This window comes from Loigolactobacillus bifermentans DSM 20003, assembly GCF_001434575.1.
Classification (GTDB): Bacteria; Bacillota; Bacilli; order Lactobacillales; family Lactobacillaceae; genus Loigolactobacillus; species Loigolactobacillus bifermentans.
Window position 1 is genome coordinate 200,368 of sequence record NZ_AZDA01000140.1, and the last position, 20,460, is coordinate 220,827.

Annotated in this window: 17 protein-coding genes, 2 tRNA genes and 2 riboswitches; of the genes, 2 read left to right on the forward strand and 17 right to left on the reverse strand. The window is 43.1% G+C overall.

Features of this window, described 5'->3' with window-relative positions; translation table 11 throughout:
- Positions 1–19: 19 nt before the first annotated feature.
- The 5 genes from FC07_RS15160 to FC07_RS15180 all read right to left on the reverse strand — a co-directional run bounded on the left by FC07_RS15160 (position 20) and on the right by FC07_RS15180 (position 7,384).
- Positions 20–1,486, reverse strand: a complete 1,467-nt coding sequence (locus FC07_RS15160; RefSeq protein ID WP_057905915.1) for a nicotinate phosphoribosyltransferase — start codon at positions 1,484–1,486, stop codon at positions 20–22.
- 274 nt (positions 1,487–1,760) lie between these two features.
- Positions 1,761–2,918 carry a mannitol-1-phosphate 5-dehydrogenase gene (locus FC07_RS15165; RefSeq protein WP_191981105.1) on the reverse strand — a complete coding sequence of 386 codons (1,158 nt, stop codon included), beginning with the start codon at positions 2,916–2,918 and terminating at the stop codon, positions 1,761–1,763.
- A complete protein-coding gene (locus FC07_RS15170) occupies positions 2,918–3,361 on the reverse strand; it encodes a PTS mannitol transporter subunit IIA (protein WP_057905916.1) in 444 nt (147 codons plus the stop codon). Before FC07_RS15170 ends, FC07_RS15165 begins: the two co-directional genes overlap by 1 nt.
- A 55-nt stretch (positions 3,362–3,416) precedes the next feature.
- On the reverse strand, positions 3,417–5,516 hold the full coding sequence (locus FC07_RS15175; protein ID WP_057905917.1) for a BglG family transcription antiterminator: 2,100 nt from the start codon (positions 5,514–5,516) through the stop codon (positions 3,417–3,419).
- A 77-nt stretch (positions 5,517–5,593) separates the two neighbouring features.
- The gene (locus FC07_RS15180) at positions 5,594–7,384 is read right to left on the reverse strand and encodes a PTS mannitol transporter subunit IIBC (RefSeq protein WP_057905918.1); all 1,791 of its coding nucleotides are present in this window, start codon (positions 7,382–7,384) and stop codon (positions 5,594–5,596) included.
- A gap of 440 nt (positions 7,385–7,824) precedes the next feature.
- Here FC07_RS15180 and FC07_RS15185 point away from each other — a divergent pair, with 440 nt between their 5' ends.
- A complete protein-coding gene (locus FC07_RS15185; RefSeq protein ID WP_057905919.1) occupies positions 7,825–8,532 on the forward strand; it encodes a glucosamine-6-phosphate deaminase in 708 nt (235 codons plus the stop codon).
- 83 nt (positions 8,533–8,615) lie between these two features.
- Here the strand turns inward: FC07_RS15185 and FC07_RS15190 are convergent, their stop codons facing one another.
- The 5 genes from FC07_RS15190 to FC07_RS15210 all read right to left on the reverse strand — a co-directional run bounded on the left by FC07_RS15190 (position 8,616) and on the right by FC07_RS15210 (position 13,412).
- Positions 8,616–9,272, reverse strand: coding sequence for an energy-coupling factor transporter transmembrane component T family protein (locus FC07_RS15190; protein WP_057905920.1), 657 nt, complete (start codon positions 9,270–9,272; stop codon positions 8,616–8,618).
- A 185-nt stretch (positions 9,273–9,457) separates the two neighbouring features.
- Positions 9,458–10,618: an RNA-guided endonuclease InsQ/TnpB family protein gene (locus FC07_RS15195; protein WP_057905921.1), complete on the reverse strand. Its 1,161-nt coding sequence runs from the start codon at positions 10,616–10,618 to the stop codon at positions 9,458–9,460.
- A gap of 148 nt (positions 10,619–10,766) precedes the next feature.
- The gene (locus FC07_RS15200) at positions 10,767–12,200 is read right to left on the reverse strand and encodes an ABC transporter ATP-binding protein (protein ID WP_057905922.1); all 1,434 of its coding nucleotides are present in this window, start codon (positions 12,198–12,200) and stop codon (positions 10,767–10,769) included.
- An 11-nt stretch (positions 12,201–12,211) separates the two neighbouring features.
- A complete protein-coding gene (locus FC07_RS15205) occupies positions 12,212–12,793 on the reverse strand; it encodes an ECF transporter S component (RefSeq protein WP_057905923.1) in 582 nt (193 codons plus the stop codon).
- A 25-nt stretch (positions 12,794–12,818) separates the two neighbouring features.
- Positions 12,819–13,412 (reverse strand): ECF transporter S component, encoded by a 594-nt coding sequence (locus tag FC07_RS15210; protein WP_057905924.1) that lies wholly within the window; start codon positions 13,410–13,412, stop codon positions 12,819–12,821.
- Positions 13,413–13,509: 97 nt separating this feature from the next.
- A riboswitch (TPP riboswitch) is annotated at positions 13,510–13,599 on the reverse strand.
- 241 nt (positions 13,600–13,840) lie between these two features.
- Positions 13,841–13,937, forward strand: a riboswitch (TPP riboswitch).
- 58 nt (positions 13,938–13,995) lie between these two features.
- Between FC07_RS15210 and tenA the strand changes: the two genes are divergently transcribed.
- Positions 13,996–14,676: a thiaminase II gene (gene tenA, locus FC07_RS15215; RefSeq protein ID WP_057905925.1), complete on the forward strand. Its 681-nt coding sequence runs from the start codon at positions 13,996–13,998 to the stop codon at positions 14,674–14,676.
- Positions 14,677–14,759: 83 nt separating this feature from the next.
- Here tenA and FC07_RS15220 read toward each other — a convergent pair whose 3' ends face one another.
- The 7 genes from FC07_RS15220 to FC07_RS15250 form a co-directional block, all read right to left on the reverse strand.
- Positions 14,760–15,461 carry a GntR family transcriptional regulator gene (locus FC07_RS15220; RefSeq protein ID WP_057905926.1) on the reverse strand — a complete coding sequence of 234 codons (702 nt, stop codon included), beginning with the start codon at positions 15,459–15,461 and terminating at the stop codon, positions 14,760–14,762.
- A 33-nt stretch (positions 15,462–15,494) separates the two neighbouring features.
- Positions 15,495–16,640, reverse strand: a complete 1,146-nt coding sequence (gene nagA, locus FC07_RS15225) for an N-acetylglucosamine-6-phosphate deacetylase (RefSeq protein ID WP_057905927.1) — start codon at positions 16,638–16,640, stop codon at positions 15,495–15,497.
- A gap of 93 nt (positions 16,641–16,733) precedes the next feature.
- The gene (proC, locus tag FC07_RS15230) at positions 16,734–17,525 is read right to left on the reverse strand and encodes a pyrroline-5-carboxylate reductase (protein ID WP_057905928.1); all 792 of its coding nucleotides are present in this window, start codon (positions 17,523–17,525) and stop codon (positions 16,734–16,736) included.
- A gap of 74 nt (positions 17,526–17,599) precedes the next feature.
- Positions 17,600–17,671 (reverse strand) — tRNA-Gln (locus FC07_RS15235).
- 11 nt (positions 17,672–17,682) lie between these two features.
- Positions 17,683–17,763, reverse strand: a tRNA-Tyr gene (locus FC07_RS15240).
- 108 nt (positions 17,764–17,871) lie between these two features.
- Complete coding sequence (locus tag FC07_RS15245; protein ID WP_057905929.1) at positions 17,872–18,702, reverse strand: metallophosphoesterase; 831 nt, start codon at positions 18,700–18,702, stop codon at positions 17,872–17,874.
- A gap of 96 nt (positions 18,703–18,798) precedes the next feature.
- Positions 18,799–20,262, reverse strand: coding sequence for a peptide MFS transporter (locus tag FC07_RS15250; RefSeq protein ID WP_057905930.1), 1,464 nt, complete (start codon positions 20,260–20,262; stop codon positions 18,799–18,801).
- Positions 20,263–20,460: the final 198 nt, after the last annotated feature.

Genomic DNA, 20,460 nt, shown 5'->3' on the forward strand with positions numbered 1-20,460 from the left:
TTCACATGAACTTGTAAGCTTAGTCAGGGTGCTTAGCGACCTTTTGGTGAACGGACTTCACCAATTTCATCTTATGATCGTAAAGCTTTTGTGACAGATCTACTGGGTAATTTTGTGGGTTCAAATCACGCCGATATTCGTCCCATAAGGAGTCTAAGTTAGCGGCTGCATAACGCCGAATCGCACTTAATGGCGGCAATGAATACACCAACCGACCTTTATCAAAAATCGTTTGCAACAATGGCCGAGCATTAAAGTTGGTAATGGTTTTATTGATGTAAGTATAGTTTGGATGGAACATGTACAAACTAGATTGTTTCAACGGTTCTTCATCCCAGAAGGTCACATAATCCCCTTCTGATTTGCCGTCAGCTTGGCGTGTGATCCGCCACACCTGCTTGCGACCTGGTGTGGACACTTTCACCGCGTTACTGGACAATTTAATGGTATCTTGCATCTTGCCATTTTCATCTTCAATCGAGACCAACTTATAGACGCCACCTAAGGCAGGCTGGCCGTATGCGGTGATCAGTTTCGTCCCAATTCCCCAAACATCAATTTTGGCATGTTGCATTTTCAAGTTTTGAATGGTCTTTTCATCCAAATCGTTGGATGCATAGATTTTCGCTTCAGGATAACCCGCTTCATCTAATTGTTGCCGGACTCGTTTGGAAATATAGGCCATATCCCCTGAGTCAATACGTACTCCTAAGAAGTTGATCTTATCGCCCATTTCATTGGCCACCCGAATGGCATTGGGTACACCACTGCGTAAGGTATCGTAAGTATCGACTAAGAAAACGCAATCCTTATGGGTTTCAGCGTACGCTTTAAACCCTTCGTAATCGTTACGGTAAACTTGCACCAAAGAATGCGCGTGGGTGCCACTAATGGGAATGCCAAAAATTTTGCCAGCTCGCACATTACTGGTGGCGTCAAAACCACCAATGTAAGCTGCCCGTGTGCCCCAGATTGCCGCATCCATTTCCTGAGCCCGCCGTGTGCCAAATTCCATCACGCCGTCAGTCCCGACAATCGACTTAATCCGTGCTGCTTTGGTAGCAATCAAGGTTTGGTAGTTCACGATATTTAAAATCGCTGTTTCGACCAGCTGGCAGTCTAAGATCGTGCCTTCTACTTGCAAAATGGGTTCTTCGTTAAAGACTAAATCCCCTTCAATAGCAGAGCGAATCGTGCCCGTAAATTTAAAGTTTTCCAAATAGGTTAGAAAAGCTTCAGGATAGTCCTGTGATTCGCGTAAATAAGCAATGTCCGTGTCGCTAAAAGTGAGTTGCTGAATGTACTGCACCACATGCTCGAGCCCTGCAAAAATCGCATAGCCGTTGCCAAATGGCATTTTGCGGAAGAACACTTCAAAAACAGCCTTCCGATTGTGAATATTGTGTTGCCAGTACGTTAACATCATATTGATCTGATATAAATCAGTGTGTAGCGTTAAGCTATCATCCGGATACAAGTTTGTCATGATCAGTCTCCATTAGTTTTTATGAGGTATCGTGTCACAATTTTCTGAGAAAGTTCTTCATTCAATCTTAGCTTTGCTAAACAGCATCCCCTAATGTTCAAGTACCTGACGCACTCGATTGTTATTAACCATTATAATATAGTTCTGTCCTGACACCACAAAAAAAGTGAAGTTTTTAACAAGAAAGCGCTATAAGTCCTGGTACGTTAGGAATAACAGTTAAAAAAAATCGACGTAATCCTAACAGGATCGCGCCGATTTTTAAAGTTGCTGCTTATTTAGCAGCTAATTTTTCGTTGTATTTTGCAACAATTTCGTTGATCAAGTCGTCGTCTTTCAAGCCAGTGACTTCACGAACAACGGCGTCAGCTGATTTTTCTTTTAACAAACCTTGTAACTTAACAGATTCATCGTCTGCGGGTTCGTCATAAGTTAAGATCATGCCAACTGTATCTAACAAGACGCTGTAGTCCAAGCCTTTTTCTTTCAAAGAACGAATTGGGCGGATGAAGCGTTCGTCATAGCCTAATTTCCGAATTGGTGTCCGCGCAACACGTGAAATATCATCTGAGATGTACGTGTTTTGGAAACGGCTAGCCACTTTATCTTGGTAAGCCTTTAATTCGTCAACGGTAAAGTCAAATTCATGGCTTAATAAGTCACGGGTTTCGCTTAAAGCACCTTCTAATTGTTTGAAGATCTCAGGATCAGCAATGGCTTCACCAATTGTGGTGTAACCTTTGTACTTACCAGTGTAAGCAACTGTGGCATGGCCTGTGTTAACAGAGAACAGCTTACGTTCGATGTAAGGTTCCAGATCAGGCACGTATTCAACGCTAGTCAACTTCAAGTCAGGACGTTCCATTTGTGATTCGTCAACAACCCATTCCTTGAAAGGTTCCACTGAAACAGCTAAAGGATCTTCATGGTGTTGAATTGGCACAATGCGGTCAACGGCAGCGTTAGGGAAGCCGATGTATTCGTCAGCATAAGCTTGTTCAGCGTCATTTAAATGTTTATAAACTTCTTGCTTCAAGAATTGGCTGCCACCAATCATGTTTTCGCAAGCAATCACATCTAATTTTGCCTTGTCACCAGTTGTTTGACGGCCTTTAATGCCATCTGCGATCAATGGGGCAATGAAAGGTAAAATCTTAGGCCCAATGGCAGTTGTGACCAAGTCTGTTTCTTCGATTGCAGCAACGACTAATTCAGGATGGTCTTTGTTGTTTAAGCCTTTCACGTTTGAGACGTGAATTTTTTCTTGGCCTTCAGCGGCAAGTTCAATGTCATATTCACCGCGTGCGTTTAACGCATCGATGATGGTTGCATTGACGTCCACAAAATCAATGCTAAACCCATTTGCGGCAAGTGTTTCGCCGATAAAACCACGTCCGATATTTCCTGCACCAAAATGTACTGCTTTCATCATTATTCAACTTCCTTTAGTAGATTAATAATTTCATCGGCTGATTGTGCATCAGCTAATTTTTCAACATTGTTGATATCGCTGCAGAACAGCGCAATTTGTGATAACAGTTGTAAATGTTCGCCATTTAAGCCGGCAATTCCGAAGACCACGGTCACCAACTTTTCATCCGCTGGATCGTCGGAAAAATCAACGCCCCATGGCACTTGGATAATGGAGATCCCAGTTTTTTTAATGTACTGTTTCCCATCATCCGTCCCATGCGGAATGGCAATGAAGTTCCCCATATAAACGGAAACGTCCTTATTCCGTGCGATCATTGAGTCGATGTAAGGTGCTTCCACATAACCGTGATCAACTAATAATTGACCTGCGGCCTTAATGGCGTCCTCTTTAGTTTTAATCTCTTGATTGACTAAAATCAAGTCTTTATCTAGTGCATCCATGCCGATACAGCCTCCTCTATTTTTCGCGAGGATGGCAGTTTGACTGCACCCTCAACTATTGACTGGCTACTTCATTTCGATTTAACATATGCAATTCATCTAAAAACAGGCTGCTGATCAACTGGTAAACAATTGCTTGCGTGCCTGTTTTATAAATTTCAAGATTCAGATCATTTTCAATGATTGATCCGCTAATTTTGCCCATTAAACTATTTTCGACGATGCTCATTTTCGCCGGTCCCACCATCAGCAGCACCCGTTTCAGTTGCACAGGTTGACCATCCATCCCAGTGATCGGCAGCACGTGACTTAAGTTATAAATTGAGAAAAACGGCCGTTTGACCAAGTCTGAGGTAGTGTGCACCAAAGCCATGGGCGTGTTGGGGATCCCAACTGGCGCCTTTTCCATGCGTTGTAACAATAAGCGTGCCACTTCTTCTGGGTCCGTTAGTAAAACCCCATCTAAGCTGGTGGTAATTTGGGTCAATGTGGTCAAAAGATCAGCCGAATTTGTCAAATCTTGGACGGTGATATTTTCTAAAATATCATTCGCCGCACGCATGCTTTGATAAGCCGTTTGAAAATCTTGTGTTTTCTGTGCTAACTTATCAGAATCTGGTTCAGGCGGCGTAACCGGCGCCGCTAAACTATAATGTTGCGCAATGTCGTCGCGGATCTCCTTGATTTCATTGGCCAACAGCATGGGACTGATCACTTTGTACTTCATTGGAAACCCTGGTAGAAAAATGGTGGAAAAAACCAGATCAAATTGACTCAGATCTAAATTATTTAAGTCCAACACCCGCGAAACAGTAAAGTGTGTTATCTCCGGAATATTACGGCGTAATCGTGTTTCCAAAATCTTTGCCGTTCCGATTCCGTTGGCACAAAGGACCAACGCGGACAGGGATGTTTTTTGAACTTTCTTTTCGTACGATGAGGCAAAGTGGATCACAACGTAAGCAATCTCACCGGCAACAAAATGATTGTCCGGAAAAACATGCGTTAAACTATGGGCCACAATGTCGTATAAGTTTTGATACTCGGTTTGGATCCGTTGTAAAATCGGATTGTTCAGCTCAGGAATCTGTGAGTAGGAGCGTTTCAAGGCGGCGCTTAAATGCGCCATTAAGTCTTGAAATAGCACATCATCCTGGCGAAAATCCCAATTGAATTGGTTAGACACTTCCTGAATCAAGTTCCGCACCCGATAGGACAGGACCAAATCATAATTTTCCAACATAATATTCTTAGGAACCGCAAAACTCATGCCTTGAATTTGGAGCGCCATAAAGGCTAATTCCAGCATGTTGACATGAGTGCGGACAGCTTCTGGAAATTGTTTGAAAAGTTCAATGGCAAGCCGCTGATCTTTAAACAGTTTCGTTTGATCGACATGCTTCAGTTCCACCAAAGACTGGCGCGCCTGAATCCGCATGGCCGAAACGGTGAGCACAATGATCAACTGCTGCAATTGACTGTCAGCCAGTTGATTAAAGTGCGCCGCTTGCAAACCCTTAATGGCTTGAAAACTGATTTTTAATAAATTTTGATCCAGCAATTGAATAAAATACCGGGTACTATATTCTAGCTGTTGGGCCTGCGCTTTGGGATGTTCTAAATATTCGAAGAACTCGTATTCGTTGATCTCACTATTTAAAACCCCACTCAGAACCCGACGGCGATTACTTTCTTTACCAACGGCTTGGATACCCGCTGCTTTTTTGCGTGAGATGGCTAAACGATAGTCTTTGAAAATCGGCTCAATTGCGTTCAAATCTTGCACAATTGTCGCAACACTAACGTTAAACTCATCGGCAAGTTGTTGCATGGTCACCACATCATTGGTTAATAACAACCGCGCGGTTAAGGCGTTTTGACGCCGTCGCACATCAAAGACTTGCTGTTGTGGCTGCTGTTGAACTTGTTGCTTCAACTCTGCCATTTGGGCTGCTTCACCAACTAACTGGTAGCGATTGTCTTGCTTGACCAGTCGAATCTGAAGCCGCGCCAGTGAGTTATCCAAACTGGCCACTTCTCGATAAACAGTCCGCTTACTAACTTGTAAGTTTTTGATGAGATCATCTCGGGTCAGCCCGTCTTCATTGTCGAGTAGTAACCGAATAATGGTTGTTTCACGATCTGAGAAAAGCATTTTTCAACCTTCTTTGCTATAAACTCATTCTGTTAATTTATAGCATTAAATGACGCAATTCTCAAATCATTCTATCGTTACTTCAAGCCATCAATCACATCATTGTATTCAGCAGGATCTAATAAGTTGGCAATTTCAACCACTTGTAAGTTAGCGTATTGTGACTTGATCCGCTTCGCCGTTTCACGACTTGCTAATACTAAGACAGATGCGTCATCGTTTAATTCGTTGACCCCAACGTTACGTACCGTGTAATGTTCTTTATCCGCTTTGCGTAAAGCACCACGGAAGGTTGACATTGCCATGGTAGCAGATCCAACTTTTTGATCATGATGAACAAAATCAATTTCTGTGACTTTGGCAAAATCAGCAGTTGTTGTTGCGGCTGTCGTTGCAGCGGTTGTATCCGTTGCTGGTGCTGCATCGGTTGCAGCAACTTCTTTCGTCCGCAAGCCTGTGACGATTTCGTCATACTTAGGACTGTTCAAGAAGTTTTCAACGGCAACATGGACTGCATTTGGTGTTTGTTTTTGTGCACGATCTGCTAATTCTTCCTGTGTGACAACTAATAAACCAGGTTCATCGGATAAGTTACTAATCGCGGTGTTGGTAACAGATAAGTCCAAACCAGCCTTTTTAACTTTATCCCGTAAGATTGAAGCCCCCATTGCAGATGAGCCCATACCGGCATCACAAGCAAAGATGATCTTGTTAACACTGTCGCCAGATAAAATGGCCTTGGCATCAGCTGTATCAGATGGTGCGCTCTTCATAGCAGCCATTTGTGCTTGACCAGCTTCTAAAGATTCATCGCCAGTACTCTTGTCCCGCTTTAAAATGACCATTGAGATCAAGAAGGAAACAATCGTTGCTAACGCAACCCCAGCTAAGACGGAGATGAAGTTGCCAATTCCTTTTGGTGTCATCAATAAGATAGAGATGATTGAACCAGGTGAAGGAGAAGCTTTTAAACCAGCACCTAACATGTTAAATGTGAAAGTACCTGTTACACCACCTGCGATAACAGATAAGAACAAAGCAGGTTTCATTAAAATATATGGGAAGTAGATTTCGTGGATCCCACCTAAGAATTGGATGATGATCGCACTTGGTGCAGAAGACTTGGCTGTGCCTTTCCCAAAAATAGCAAATGCAAGCAAGACCCCAAGACCAGGACCTGGGTTTGGTTCAAGTAAGAAGAGAATTGATTTCCCTGCTTTAGCAGCTGCTTGAATCCCTAATGGTGTTAAGATCCCTTGGTTAATGGCATTGTTCAAGAATAAGATCTTAGCAGGTTCAATGAAGACGTTGGCTAATGGAATTAAATGAATGGAAATAATGTAGTCAACACCTGTTGCTAACCAACCACTGGCTGTCGAAACGACTGGGCCGATGGCTAAGAAACCGACAATTGCGAGTAACATCCCGATAATACCAGCGGAGAAGTTGTTCACCAACATTTCAAAACCTTGATGAATGTGTGGTTGTACTTTTTCGTCCCACTTCTTAATGCAGTAACCACCGAGCGGGCCCATCAGCATTGCGCCAATGAACATTGGGATGTTAGTCCCGACAATGACACCCATTGTGGCAATGGCCCCTACGACCCCGCCACGATGACCAGCAATGTTTTTACCTCCTGTAAAAGCAATTAATAATGGTAAAAGATAAGTAACCATTGGCGTACTTAATTTTGCTAACGCCGCATTTGGCAACCAACCTGTTGGAATAAAGAGTGCAGTAATTAAACCCCAAGCAATAAAGGCACCAATGTTTGGTAGGACCATGTTTGACAAGGCACTCCCTAAACGTTGAACCTTTGTTTTAAGCGATGACTTTTTCTTTTTATTTGTAACTGTTGCGTCCATCCTTAAAACTCCTTTCTGAATATGTCTTTTGTTTACGGTTATTAGTGTATCCGCTTTCCGGTGTGCCATCAATAATAGCTTTGGCACACTTGTCCGTGCCAAAGCCTGAATTAGCGGCATTTGCTAGCGTTTTCTTTCACATACAACCATCGCCAGCCTTAATTGATACTAATATAACAAGCTTCTCACTCGTTATAAGTGCAACAGATTTTATTTAAGGCAGTGTACCAAGCCCTTTTACTGGCACAGTTGACACAAAAAATGTTACGTTACGAGTTGATTCAGGTCTGTCGATTAGGATCCATTTTAGAAGGGGGCCTCACCTACTTTCATAAAAACTTTCAAAAAAGTCGCTAAAAAACTTGACTAAAATTTCAGGAGCGCCTATAATTGGACTATACCAGTAAATAAAGAACTTGATGAAAAGGGGTTTCTCAATAATGGATGTTATTGTAGTTAAGAACGACGTTGAAGGCGGCGCTAAAGCAGCCGACATGATCCGCGAAGCAGTTAAGAATGGTGCAAAGGTCTTTGGTTTAGCCACTGGTAGCACACCTGTTGAAATGTACAAGAACTTAGTTGCAAGCGACGTTGATTTTTCTAAATTAACTTCTGTTAACTTAGACGAATACGTTGGCCTTCCTGCCGATAACGAACAAAGCTACCACCGTTTCATGCAAGAAAACTTATTCGACAAAAAGCCATTTGCTAAAAGCTACGTTCCAAACGGCTTAGCAACAGACGCTGATGCAGAAACAACTCGTTACAACAAAATTATCGCCGATAACCCAATCGACTTGCAAGTTTTAGGCTTAGGTCGTAACGGTCATATCGGTTTTAACGAACCTGGTTCACCAATCGATGCTGAAACACGTAAAGTGCCATTAACGCAATCAACCATCGATGCCAACGCTCGCTTCTTTGATAAAGAAGAAGACGTGCCTAAGTACGCTTACTCAATGGGAATCGGCTCAATCATGAAGTCAAAACAACTTGTTTTGATGGCTTGGGGCGAAGAAAAGGCTGATGCTGTTAAAGGCATGATCGAAGGCCCTGTCACACCTGATTGCCCAGCTTCAATTTTACAAAAACGCGATAACGTGACGGTTATCATTGACGAAGCAGCTGCTTCTAAATTAAGTAAATAAGCGATTCGCTATCAAAAACGCTTCGACTTTAAAAGTCGAAGCGTTTTTTTGGATGTGTATATTTAATTAAAAAAATGAACCCGTTATTTAAAATGGCCGAAGGTAAAAAATTGTACTCCGGCGAGTAACACAAAGGCCAACCCCCAATTCCACGCTGGAATGACAAAGCGTTGGTAGTGGGTGCGTTGGGTGGTCTCATTAAAGCCATGAGATTGCATGGACTGGGCTAAATTGTCGGACCACCGTAATGATAGTAAAACGGCCTTAAAGAAAATTTGAGGTGACCAGACGTGCAGCACTTCGCCACGCATTAAGGCGGCCGTTTTGATCTGCTTCACCGCCTGCGTCACCTGTGGCGCAAAGTTAAAAGCTCCTAGCATCCCATAAACAAACTTGGCGGGTAAATGACAATTTTGTTCCAAAGAACCGAGTAATTCATCCGGCGTACACGTAAAGGTCAGCACGCCTCCCAGCCAAATATAAGCAAACACACGGGTGGACAGCAACCAAGCACTATGCATGGCATCGCCGGTTCCATGAAAATAAAATGAGAGCCAAGTCCCTAAAACTGGAATAATTGGGACAATCAAAAGCCAGGCAAAACGCTTCACCGAAATCCGCTTAGCAATCAGATATAACGCCGCCACCACTGCAATCACCACGTTAGTCGTAATCGTTTGGACAAACGCAATTTCAAAACTAATAAACAACACAACGCCTAGTTTAACGGATGGATTCATGTGCCAACACCTGCTATACAAAATGTAGAATTATGTCATCAAACATAATGAGAAAGAAGTATAGTTTTCCTTTCCGAATTTTGTTTGCTTCCGTCATCATTAGTATTCCGATAGCCGAAAAACGGGTAATCGCAGGGACTAACTCTTGAAGCTTAAGGGCATAGCCTTCCCCCTTTTTAATTATTTTAAAGTGCGAGTTGTGATAGGTTTTGAACGGCATTTTCATCACGATCTAACGTGACACCGCATTTATAACAAACATATTCGTGGTGTTTTGTTTGATGTTTAGCATTCCCGTGCAAACCAAGTTTATCCGCCCCTTTTTTAACGTGTCCACAATTCGAACAACGCTGGGTACTGGGATAATACCGATCCGCTAAAAGTAATGTTTTGCCGTACCAGTCACACTTATAAGTTAAAACTTGTCTAAAATAGCCGAACAATGAGCGTTGTAAACCTTTTGAAGCAATATGGGTCATTTGCATTTTTTTCACATCTAGGTCTTCAATCACGATTTTGTCATACCGGCTTACCAAATAATTGGTAAATTTCTGTGTCAAATCGTGTTGAATATTGGCCACTTTCCGGTAATCACGCTGTAACTTGGCTTTCGTTTGGGCGTAATTTTTACTTTTAGTGCCTTTGATGTGACCATTTGCCACTCGTTTACGGGCTAATGCACGTTGGTAATGCTTAATACGCTGATAAAGTCGTTGTAACCGCTGAGGACAAACATTGAAAATACCGTCGATATAATTCAGATGGCCTACGTTTACGTCAACCCCGGTCACCTGTCCTGTTTTAGGTTTGGACATGATGTCAGTGACTTCAAATGGCAAACTTGCCCAATAAGTACCGTTTTCACGGTAAATGGAAACTACTTTTAAAGTACCGTTTAAATGACGATTACCACGAAACGGAATATCATGCCAAATCTTTGTATCTTGTGGCCTATCTAACCGCAAGCGACCATTAACAATTTTGGCACGATCCGTTTTAAAACCCTGACGCGGTGCTTTTTTGGATTTGAAATGTGGCTTTCCCCAGTCTGGCAGGGACTGATCAAAAAAGTTTTGCCAGGCTTTGCTTAAGTCAGTGATGGCTAACTGTAAACAGCGCGCTGACAACTGATATTGCCAGTCTTGCTTATTTGCAACTAATTCGTCACGCACTTTATGCGCAGTTGGACACAATTTCTTATCAGCCATGATTTGCGAACTATCGTACATTGCATTCCAAGTGGCAAGACCTTGATTCCAGCAATATCGGCGATAATCACAAAGTTGCGCCAAAACACGGCGCATGGTGGCATTCGGATATAATTTAACTTTTACTGTTTGCATCATATGAATACCCTCCCGCTTGTGATTAGCTTCACCATACAGGGTTTTGACGAAAAGGTCTACTGTTCTGCTATTTTATTTTTTTAGCGTCATTCATATCTACATTTTTAAACTGATCTCTATGAATGACATGTTTCGACCTAATTCAATGTTATTCTATGTTTTTGTTAACAGTTATCAGCTCCGTATACGTTAATTGATGATCTGCCAAGGTTAAATGATAGTCAAAATAGGCTTGTAAGCCACTTAATTGATGACTGATCATAATAATCGTTTGTTGCTGTTTTTGCGCCATGGTGCGGACCAAATCGATCACCACTTGCAGGGAGTCAATGTCTAAACCGGCCAGCGGTTCATCCATTAACAACACTGGACTGCCTAAAATCAGCATTTCCAAAATTTGTAGTTTCTTTTTTTGCCCCCCTGACAATTGATAGATCACCTGCTCACGTAACTGGTCTAAATGCAGGCGGGTCAAATAATCCGTCAGCACCGCATCATCCCAAAGTTCGGGGAACCGCGCGTGCTTCAAGCTAAGTGCCAATTCCTCCTGCAACGTGAGCTTTAAATATTGCAATTGTGCATCCTGAAAAACCAGCGCCACCTGCTTCGCAAAATCACGGGCCTTATATTTTAGAATACTTTGGTTTTGATACAAAATAGTGCCCTCAAAATCGTGCAATCGCGTCAATGCGGCAAAAAAAGTTGATTTGCCACAGCCATTCTCACCGGTTAGCAGGCAAAGTTTGCCTTTAAAAATCGTTAAATTTGTAGCTGCAAGTAACGTTTTAGCCGGTGTCTTTAACCCCAGCTGGGTTATTTCCAGCAAAGGTTCCTCCCCTACTGGCAGTTTAAAATGAAAGGCCTGCTGATAAGTTGCAAACGTATTAAAAACAGCGGCCGGGTCTGCGACTGGCGTTACTTGGCCGTGTTCAAAATGATACAGCTGATCAATCAAATTTTGATAGCCACTTAAATCATGATCGGTGATCAAAATCGTTTTATGTTCTGTTTGTTGCAGTTCCTTTAATAACTGTAGCAATGCTTGCCGCGATTTGAGATCAATGCTGGCAAACGGCTCATCTAAAATAATCAAGTCGCTGCCCATGGCTAACGTGATCGCTAACGACACTTTTTGTAATTCACCACCTGATAATGTAGTCAAATGGCGTTGTCGTAAAGCTGTAATGCCTAAACGTTGTAACGACTGATCAATCAAAGCGTCCATTGTTGCAACCGGCACACCTAAGTTTTCCAATGTGAAAATAAATTCTCGTTCAACTGTTTGCATGGAAAATTGGTCATGTGGATTTTGAAATAAAATGGCCACTTTCTGCGCCATTTGTTGGGTGGTCCAAGTCTCAATATTTTGACCATCGATCAGAATCTCACCTTGGGTCAAATGACCACCATATTCAGGGTACAAGCCGGCAATCAGCCGTAATAAAGTAGACTTACCAGAGCCTGATGGCCCATAAAGCACGTTAAAGCTACCAGGAGCTAACTGAAGGTGCACATCCTGCAAAACAGCTGCCGACGTTTGCCGATACTGAAATGTGACGTGGTTGATGACTAATTTATCCATGTGCGAAACCCCTAATCACGTTGTAAGATCCCCGATTTTTCGACTAGTTTGTTGATCCAATAAACCAAAACGCCGGCAAAGAAGCCAATTGAGATCAAACGAACAACAAATAATAAGACCAAAAAACCAACATTGTATTTCGCATAACCTTCGCTTAATAAGCTCCAGGCAAAGGTAATAATGGTACTGGTAATGGTAGACAAAAACAGACCAAACTTATCAAACCGCTGATAGCGCGTGGCCGCAAAACCAAGTTCATTGCCGACCCCTTGCACTAAGCCCGATAAAATCGCACCGGCCCCAAACTGACCACCTAAAATCATTTCCACAAAGCCGCCTAAGGTTTCCGCAATCGTACAAGATCCAATTTTGCGAGTCAGCATTGCCGCCAGCGGTCCGGCAATCATCCACAGACCCAACAATAAATCATTGGCCACGGGGCCTAACCCTATCACTGATAAAGCCGCCGTTAAAACGTTATAGGACAGATCTGTTGCAAAAAAGATCGCGCCACAAAAGACCCCAATAATCCCAATAAACGCAACATCTCTTAATTTGTAACCTTGCTTTGTTGCCGTTGCATGTGTTTTCATCTTTAACATCCTTTCTGAAAATCCCTTAACCTACTTTTGACACATCATGCTGTAAAATACCGGAGCGCGCAACTAATCGGCTAACCCCTTGCACTAAAATCCCTGAGAAAAAACCGATAGAAATGAAACGAACCACCAGCAGTAACAAAATGAAGCCCCAGCTATATTTTGAATAACCCGCACTGATCAACCGCCACCCAAAGGTCACAATGGTTCCGGTTAGTGTTGCTAAAAAGAGCCCTAACTTGTCAAAATGTCGATACCCAGTGATTGCAAACCCAAGTTCACTCCCAATTCCTTGAATCACACCGGCCAATACAGCGGCAGCTCCGAACTCTCCGCCAAGTAACATTTCCACAAAACCACCTAAGATTTCTGCCAGCGCACACGCCCCTGGCCGTCGAATCAACACACCGGCTAATGGTCCGGCAATCATCCACAAGCCGATCAATAATTCATTGGCGATCGGGCCTAGCCCAACCGCCGATAAGCCTGCGGTCAATACGTTATACGCCAAATCAGTGGTGAAAAAAATGGCTCCGCAAAAAACGCCAACAATGCCGATCAACACAATATCGCGCAGTTGATATCTGGTTTTAGCAACCTGCTTTACCTTCATAACAAACATCCTTTCTGAAATTTGCGTCAAAAAATATACCGTTATGAGGATAAAAAAAGGCCATGTATTCTTTGTGTCAAAAATACATGGCTTGAATTATTTTTATTCAATATCTCCCTACACTAATACTAATTAGATCAGGTTCGATGAGTATGATCTCAGCCAAATGGCACCCCAGATATATTTAATTTTAGCAATCATTGGAACAACCTAGTTATAACATCTCTTACAAAATCTGTAAAGCGTCTGCACTAAAAACAAATTCGAAAATCTTTGAAATAACGCTTTTATTTCAAGGTGTAACAACCGCATCACACCCTGATTTGACGCCGGTTTGGCCACCCCACGCCACGTGAGCAAATGCACCTGAAATAAAGAAAACGTTTTATTTCAGAATCAACCTGTGCTAGTATGAACGTAATTCAAATATAAATCGCTAGGGGCGCTATTGCTGAGATGACATTTGTCAATCCCTTTGAACCTGACTTGGTTAACACCAACGTAGGAAAGTGAGCTTATAAAAACGGACGCATGTCCTCCTGCCGGTTGTTATTTGAATATCACCAGTTAGGAGGATTTTTTGATGACATTTTCAACACAACTTAAAACAGCAGGCCAACCCATTCTCAAGCAGATCATGGCACATCCCTTTGTTCAAGGCATCGGTGCAGGCAGTCTCCCGAAGGAAGCGCTGACGTTCTATGTTGGACAAGACTTTAATTATTTAAATGCCTTTATTAAGGTTTATGCCGCGGCCATTCAAAAGTGTGCCAACCGTCAAGAAATGAGTTTGTTTGCCACACAAATTGATTTTATTTTAAACAGTGAGATTCACCCCCACCACAATTTCTGTCAGGTCGCCGGGGTCACCTACGAAAGTGTCCAACACGACGAACAAACACCAATGACTTATTTATATAATGAGCACATGTATAATGCCGCTCGTACCGGGGATCTCATTGACATTGTAGCCGCCATGCTGCCTTGTCCTTGGACCTATAATCAAATCGGCAACGCCTTAACGGCCGCTGGTGCTGCCACAGATCAAAACGTTTTTAAAGACTGGATCGACTTTTATAGCCAGTCCCCCACAGACCCGGCTAGCCTGACCAATCGTCTGTTTGCTTTACTGGATCGTGAAGCAGCTCAATACGGACCAGCGCGACTGGCGCAAGTCCAGCAGCGCTTCCTAAAAAGTTGTGAACTGGAATGGCATTTCTGGGACCAAGCTTACCGCCAAAATAGTTGGCAATTTGTAGACTAACCTGCATCATTAGCCGCTAAACAAAAAGACGAACCCACCACAAAACTAAATTTTGTAGTGAATCCGTCTTTTTGTTGTATCATTTAGCGTTCCAAATAAAATTCGAAACGATCACCGACATACTGGGTCCGGACATATTCAAAAGGTTTACCATTTTGTAAAAATGAAACCTGACGTAACCGCAAAATTGGATCGCCACGTTTGATTCTCAGCAATTCTGATGTTCGTTCAGAAGCCACCTGTGCCGTCACATTTTGCTTCGCACCGCCAAGTACCAACCCCGCTTTATCTTCTAACGTCCGATAAAGTGAGCTGGTGATCTCAGCTTTACTAAAATCGCGCACCAAGGTTTCTGGCACAGTTGCCACTTCAAAACTGATCGGCACGTTGTCTGCGAAACGTACCCGCTCCATCCGTAATACTTGTTCATCATCGGCTAACCCTAACTTTTCTTTTTCAGAAAGGGAAGGATTGGCAACCCGAAACGAAACGGTTCGGCTGGAAGGTGTTTTACCTTGTGCGAGCATAATATCGGTAAAACTAGTAACGCCGGACATTTTTTCTTGGACTTTTTGATTGGCCACATAAGTACCTGCGCCAACCCGCCGTTCTAAAATGCCTTCATCGACCAAGGTTTGAATCGCTTGCCGTAAGGTCATGCGGCTCACACCGAAATCAACAGCTAACTCACGTTCAGAGGGAATCCGATCTCCAATAGACCAACGACCGGCTTCAATGTCACGTTTAATGGTATTGTGAATTTGAATATATACTGGCGATTCCATGAACGCCACCTACTTTCCAGTATTAATCAGTGATTAATCCATTTTAGGGACTAATTCACCATAGCTATAAGTTGACAATAAATTACATGAATTATCAATAATGTTTAAGTCAGCATCTTTACCTTCAGCAATGCCGCCCTTTGTGGTTAAACCAAATTCGTTGGCTTGGTTAACAGAACTCATTAAAACAGCGTCATACAAGTCAGCATCGGTAAACTTCATGCAGTTCTTAAAGGCATCGTCAAAACTTAATACAGAACCTGCAAGTGTGCCATCTTCTAAACGGGCTTGCTTATCTTTGACGTAAACTTTTTGACCGCCTAATTCGCTTTCGCCTTCAGCAATCCCTTTGGCACGCATGGAATCTGTTACCAATTCAACCCGTTCTGGTCCTTTTTGATCAAAGGCAAGTTGTAACATATCAGGGACAATGTGGAAACCATCCATGATCAATTCAGCGTACATGTTATTTTCTAACATGACATGGCCTGTTACACCAGGTTCACGATGTTTGAATTCGCGTTGTGCGTTGTACAAATGTGTCGCATGGCCTGCTTTAGAGTGCAACAATTGTTCCCGTGTGGCATTACTATGGCCAACGGCTGGCACAATGCCATGGCTTAAACAATAATCTTCAAACTCACGTGAATGATCATCTTCAGGCGCGTAAGTAATCAATTTGACCAAGCCGCCTGCCAATTCATTCCAATGATCCAACAATTCTGGGTTGGGATCTTTGATGTATTCTTCAGGTTGTGCGCCTTTATACTTCGCTGAAATAAATGGTCCTTCCAAATGAACCCCTTGGATCACTGGGTTGCGTTTAGCAGCCTCGTTTACCCCACGCATGGCCTTTTCAATGTTCGCATTGGATTGTGTCATTGTGGTACAGAAGTAAGTCGTGATGCCTTCTTTGGCTGTCATGATCCGCACCATTTTATCGATTTCGTCTGCATTACCATCCATGGCATCATAGCCATAGCCACCATGACTATGAACATCGATAAAACCAGGAATAATGGTTTTGCCAGTGGCTAAAATGATTTCTTCGTTTGGCTGATTTTTGAACGCTTCCATTGGACCAACGGCAATGATTTGTTTATCAAACCGGACATACCCATCATCAATAATATCGTCACCAGTATAAATCGTGGCGTGTTTCAAGACTTTTACACTCATTGTGGTTCCACCTTTTTAAGTTTTTTTACTGCCGAAACAGTAAATGCATACTCTCAGTATAACTGGTATAGACCAAAACTGCAAGGACGACAACTATGACGGTGCTTGTTCTTTCGCAATTGTTGCATCGATACCTGCCACCACTGCCGACATCAGGCCTGCCTGTTCCATCGCCAACAAACCAGCCACAGTCGTGCCACCTGGTGAGGACACTTGATCAATGGCCAACCAAGGTGCCAATTGATTTTCTAACAAATTCTGCGCACTGCCACGAACCGTTTGCGCAGCAATTTGATCAGCTGCTACCTTCGTTAACCCATATTTAACCCCAGCACGCGCCAAGGCGTCAATAAATAAATCGGCGTAAGCCGGCGCACTGCCTGCAATGGCGCTAAAAATTGGAAAATTAGCCTCTGGCAACGTGACGGTTGCCCCTAGCGTCTCCATTAGCGCAACTACTTTTTGATAAACCGCTGGCGTCATCACTTCAGGCGCAGCCAAGGCTGTCATCCCCTGATTGATTGCAACGTTAACATTAGGCATGACCCGCAGCACTTGGGCAGCCGGTACCACATGGCTGATCTGGGCTAAGGACACGCCGCCTGCAACCGATACTAAAATGGTATTCGGTTTTAAAACTGGCGCCAGTGCTTGACACAACGCAACGGTGGCTGCTGCTGGAACGGCGAGGAAAACCACCTCACTTTGTGCCAATACAGCTTCATTACTCGCCGCGGCCTGAAACCCGTTTGTCGCTGCAAAAGGTTCGTAACTTGTTTGATGTGTGCTATGAACCGTAATGGTCACTGACTGGGTTTGCTGCCGCTTAAAACCTAACATTAACGCCTGGGCCATATGCCCTGCACCAATAAAACCAAGCTTCATTTGCTTGCCTCACTTTCCACATAACATTCAAATCACGGTACCAAAAAACGCCAGCCCACGCTGACGTCCACTGACTGGGATAGCTGGATTCGAACCAGCGCATGTCAGAGTCAAAGTCTGATGCCTTACCACTTGGCTATATCCCAATTATAAAAAATGGAGGAGAGTGGATTCGAACCACCGAACCCGAAGGAGCGGATTTACAGTCCGCCGCGTTTAGCCACTTCGCTACTCCTCCATAACTTTTTCAACACTAGATACTATACCGGAATTCAGTTTCAAATTCAAGTCTCTCTGTGAAAAAAACTTGATTTTTTTAAAGCGACTGACTGCTGCTTTTGAAAATCTAGTACTGCGTGCTTGGCAACCAAATCGTGCCTAACGTGTGCTGCCATTCCGTGGCAAAATCAGTACCAAAGCGCCACTCATTGCGGCGCCGACGATGATACCCCAAAGGACGGCTGTGATAATCAGTCTGTTGAATGTGAACCGATTGTATTTTACGGTGGAGATGGCCGAACACCACATGCTGTACCTGATAAGCGGCTAACAAGGCACCTAAATGCCACGAACCCAGCACCCCGAGCATCGGTTGTAATCGTGCGGGTAATCCGTAAGGTACAAACTCACGGCGTGGGACAAAATGGGTCATAAACAACACTTTTTTATCCATTTGACGCGCTTGTTCCAACAATTGGTGTGTGATCTGTAATTCTTGCTGAAAGCGTTCAGGGTCCGTTTGAGGCTGCTTTAAGCGCTGATCAAACCAAAACGTTTTTTTCCATTGTGCCAGATTCACTTGTGGCTGATAATCCATCAAGCTGTAATCATACCAACCGTTATTGCCGATCAACACATAATCCGTTCCTGGGAATGTGATCAATCGCCGGTGAACATAGTGTGAATCTTGCCAAGTATTCAGTTGCGCATAGGTCACATGTTGTGCCATATCATGATTACCGGCGATAAAAAACACACGACAATCAGGTGCTAACTTTGCGGCTAATGCCTGAATAAATTGTTGTGTTAACGTAAAATCATTGAACAGATCGCCTGCAATCAAATAATCTTGATAATGGTGTGCCCGTAAATAAGTGGCTTGGATCGTAATCGCTTGATCCACATCGATTTGATTTAAATCCAAATGTAGATCACTGATAATCGCAACCTGACGCATCTCTTTCACCTCGTTTCACACTGTCTATTCTACCAGGTGGGCAGCAAAAAAGTGTGCGCGCTTGGATCGCGTCGCACACTTTTGAGTTGGAATGGCTTAATTAACGCCTTCCATTAATTTTTTGATCTTTGGTACCATCGCAAACATGATGACCCCGAAGGCAATGGTAATGATCCCAATAATGGCAAAATAACCAATTTCGTTTGCAGGTGTATAGAACTTAACAATCTGCGCGTTAATCGCTTGGGCAGCTGCATCCCCTAAGAACCACATACTCATCATTTGTGATTGGAAGGCCTTTGGTGCAAGCTTAGTGGTTGCTGACAAACCAACTGGTGAAATTAACATTTCCCCAATTTCGACGATCAACCAGCTTAATACAAGCCATAAAGCACTAACTTTGAAGCTTGTGCCATGAATTGAGACTGGAATGATCATGACGATAAAGGATAACCCAGCAAAAAGTAAGCCCCATGAGAACTTAGCCGGTGTTGATGGCTGGCGTTTGCCTAATTTAACCCAGAACCATGCAAAGATTGGGCCGTAAATAATAATAAATAATGGATTTAACATTTGGAACCAACTTGGCAATAACTTAACAAAGCCAAGGTTCAATTGCGTTTGTTTAGCGGCAAATAAGGCTAATACAACAGAGCCTTGTTCTTCAATGGACCAGAATAAGACACTGGCGATGAAGATCGGTACGTAAGCCCAAACGCGTGAACGTTCAACTTTAGTCGTCTTCTTGCTGGATAACATCATAATGAAGTACCAAACTGGAATGGCAACCCCTAAAATACTGATCAATAAGATCACGTTGTTAACGTTGAAGGCCTTTAAACCGGCCATTGCGCCTAATACAACAACGACAACGACTAAAACCAATGCTAAACGTTGGAATAAGCCTTTCCGATCTTCTGGCTTAATTGGATCTGAAGGTTGCATACTTGCAGGGTTTAAGTGGCGACCACCATGCCAGTATTGTAATAACCCAAAGAACATCCCAATCGCGGCTAATGAAAAGCCTAAATGGTAGTTATACGTTTGACCGATCGTTCCGACCACATAAGGTGCCAATAATGAACCAAAATTGATCCCCATGACGAAAATTGTAAAGCCAGAATCACGCCGGACATCTTCTTCTGAATACAAGGTACCGACCATTTCTGAAACGTTAGGTTTTAACAAACCAGTCCCTAACACGATCAAAGCAATGGAACCGTATAGGGCACCTGCCCCTAGTGGCAAGGACAAAACAATGTGCCCGAACATGATCAGTACGCCGCCCCAAAAGACTGTACGACGACTGCCCAATAGCCGATCACTAATGAAACCGCCGATCACACTGGACATATAAACTAACGAACCGTAAATTGACATAATCGATGCACCAGTGGCCGTATCAAAGCCTAAACCACCATTTGAGACTTTATCAATTAAGTAGAAAATTAATAAAGCGCGCATCCCATAATAACTAAAACGTTCCCAAAATTCCGTAAAGAATAGGGTGGACAAGCCCCATGGCTGCCCGAAGAAAGTACGCTCTTTCTTATTATTCATGTAAACCTTCCTCTCACCATTTCAACAGCGTAAACTTAGAAGCCAATTAAATTTAAATCAGGTGCACTTCCTTGATATCGCCACCAATACAAGGTTTGAGCCCCTATTTTAATCAGACTTCCAAATTTATATGACTATCATTATCCTGAATTATTCACCATAAGTTCTCCAAGTACAGTGTCACCCCGGTATCATGGG

Bases quoted from the DNA above. Each gene is read 5' to 3' on its own strand.
- FC07_RS15165 (WP_191981105.1), bottom strand. From the start codon at position 2,918: ATGATGAAAGCAGTACATTTTGGTGCAGGAAATATCGGACGTGGTTTT.
- FC07_RS15200 (WP_057905922.1), bottom strand. From the start codon at position 12,200: ATGGATAAATTAGTCATCAACCACGTCACATTTCAGTATCGGCAAACG.
- FC07_RS15245 (WP_057905929.1), bottom strand. From the start codon at position 18,702: ATGCGTCAGGTTGCGATTATCAGTGATCTACATTTGGATTTAAATCAA.
- FC07_RS15195 (WP_057905921.1), bottom strand. From the start codon at position 10,618: ATGATGCAAACAGTAAAAGTTAAATTATATCCGAATGCCACCATGCGC.
- FC07_RS15160 (WP_057905915.1), bottom strand. From the start codon at position 1,486: ATGACAAACTTGTATCCGGATGATAGCTTAACGCTACACACTGATTTA.
- FC07_RS15185 (WP_057905919.1), top strand. From the start codon at position 7,825: ATGGATGTTATTGTAGTTAAGAACGACGTTGAAGGCGGCGCTAAAGCA.
- FC07_RS15180 (WP_057905918.1), bottom strand. From the start codon at position 7,384: ATGGACGCAACAGTTACAAATAAAAAGAAAAAGTCATCGCTTAAAACA.
- FC07_RS15210 (WP_057905924.1), bottom strand. From the start codon at position 13,412: ATGAAGGTAAAGCAGGTTGCTAAAACCAGATATCAACTGCGCGATATT.
- nagA (WP_057905927.1), bottom strand. From the start codon at position 16,640: ATGAGTGTAAAAGTCTTGAAACACGCCACGATTTATACTGGTGACGAT.
- FC07_RS15175 (WP_057905917.1), bottom strand. From the start codon at position 5,516: ATGCTTTTCTCAGATCGTGAAACAACCATTATTCGGTTACTACTCGAC.
- tenA (WP_057905925.1), top strand. From the start codon at position 13,996: ATGACATTTTCAACACAACTTAAAACAGCAGGCCAACCCATTCTCAAG.
- FC07_RS15190 (WP_057905920.1), bottom strand. From the start codon at position 9,272: ATGAATCCATCCGTTAAACTAGGCGTTGTGTTGTTTATTAGTTTTGAA.
- proC (WP_057905928.1), bottom strand. From the start codon at position 17,525: ATGAAGCTTGGTTTTATTGGTGCAGGGCATATGGCCCAGGCGTTAATG.
- FC07_RS15205 (WP_057905923.1), bottom strand. From the start codon at position 12,793: ATGAAAACACATGCAACGGCAACAAAGCAAGGTTACAAATTAAGAGAT.
- FC07_RS15220 (WP_057905926.1), bottom strand. From the start codon at position 15,461: ATGGAATCGCCAGTATATATTCAAATTCACAATACCATTAAACGTGAC.
- FC07_RS15170 (WP_057905916.1), bottom strand. From the start codon at position 3,361: ATGGATGCACTAGATAAAGACTTGATTTTAGTCAATCAAGAGATTAAA.
- FC07_RS15250 (WP_057905930.1), bottom strand. From the start codon at position 20,262: ATGAATAATAAGAAAGAGCGTACTTTCTTCGGGCAGCCATGGGGCTTG.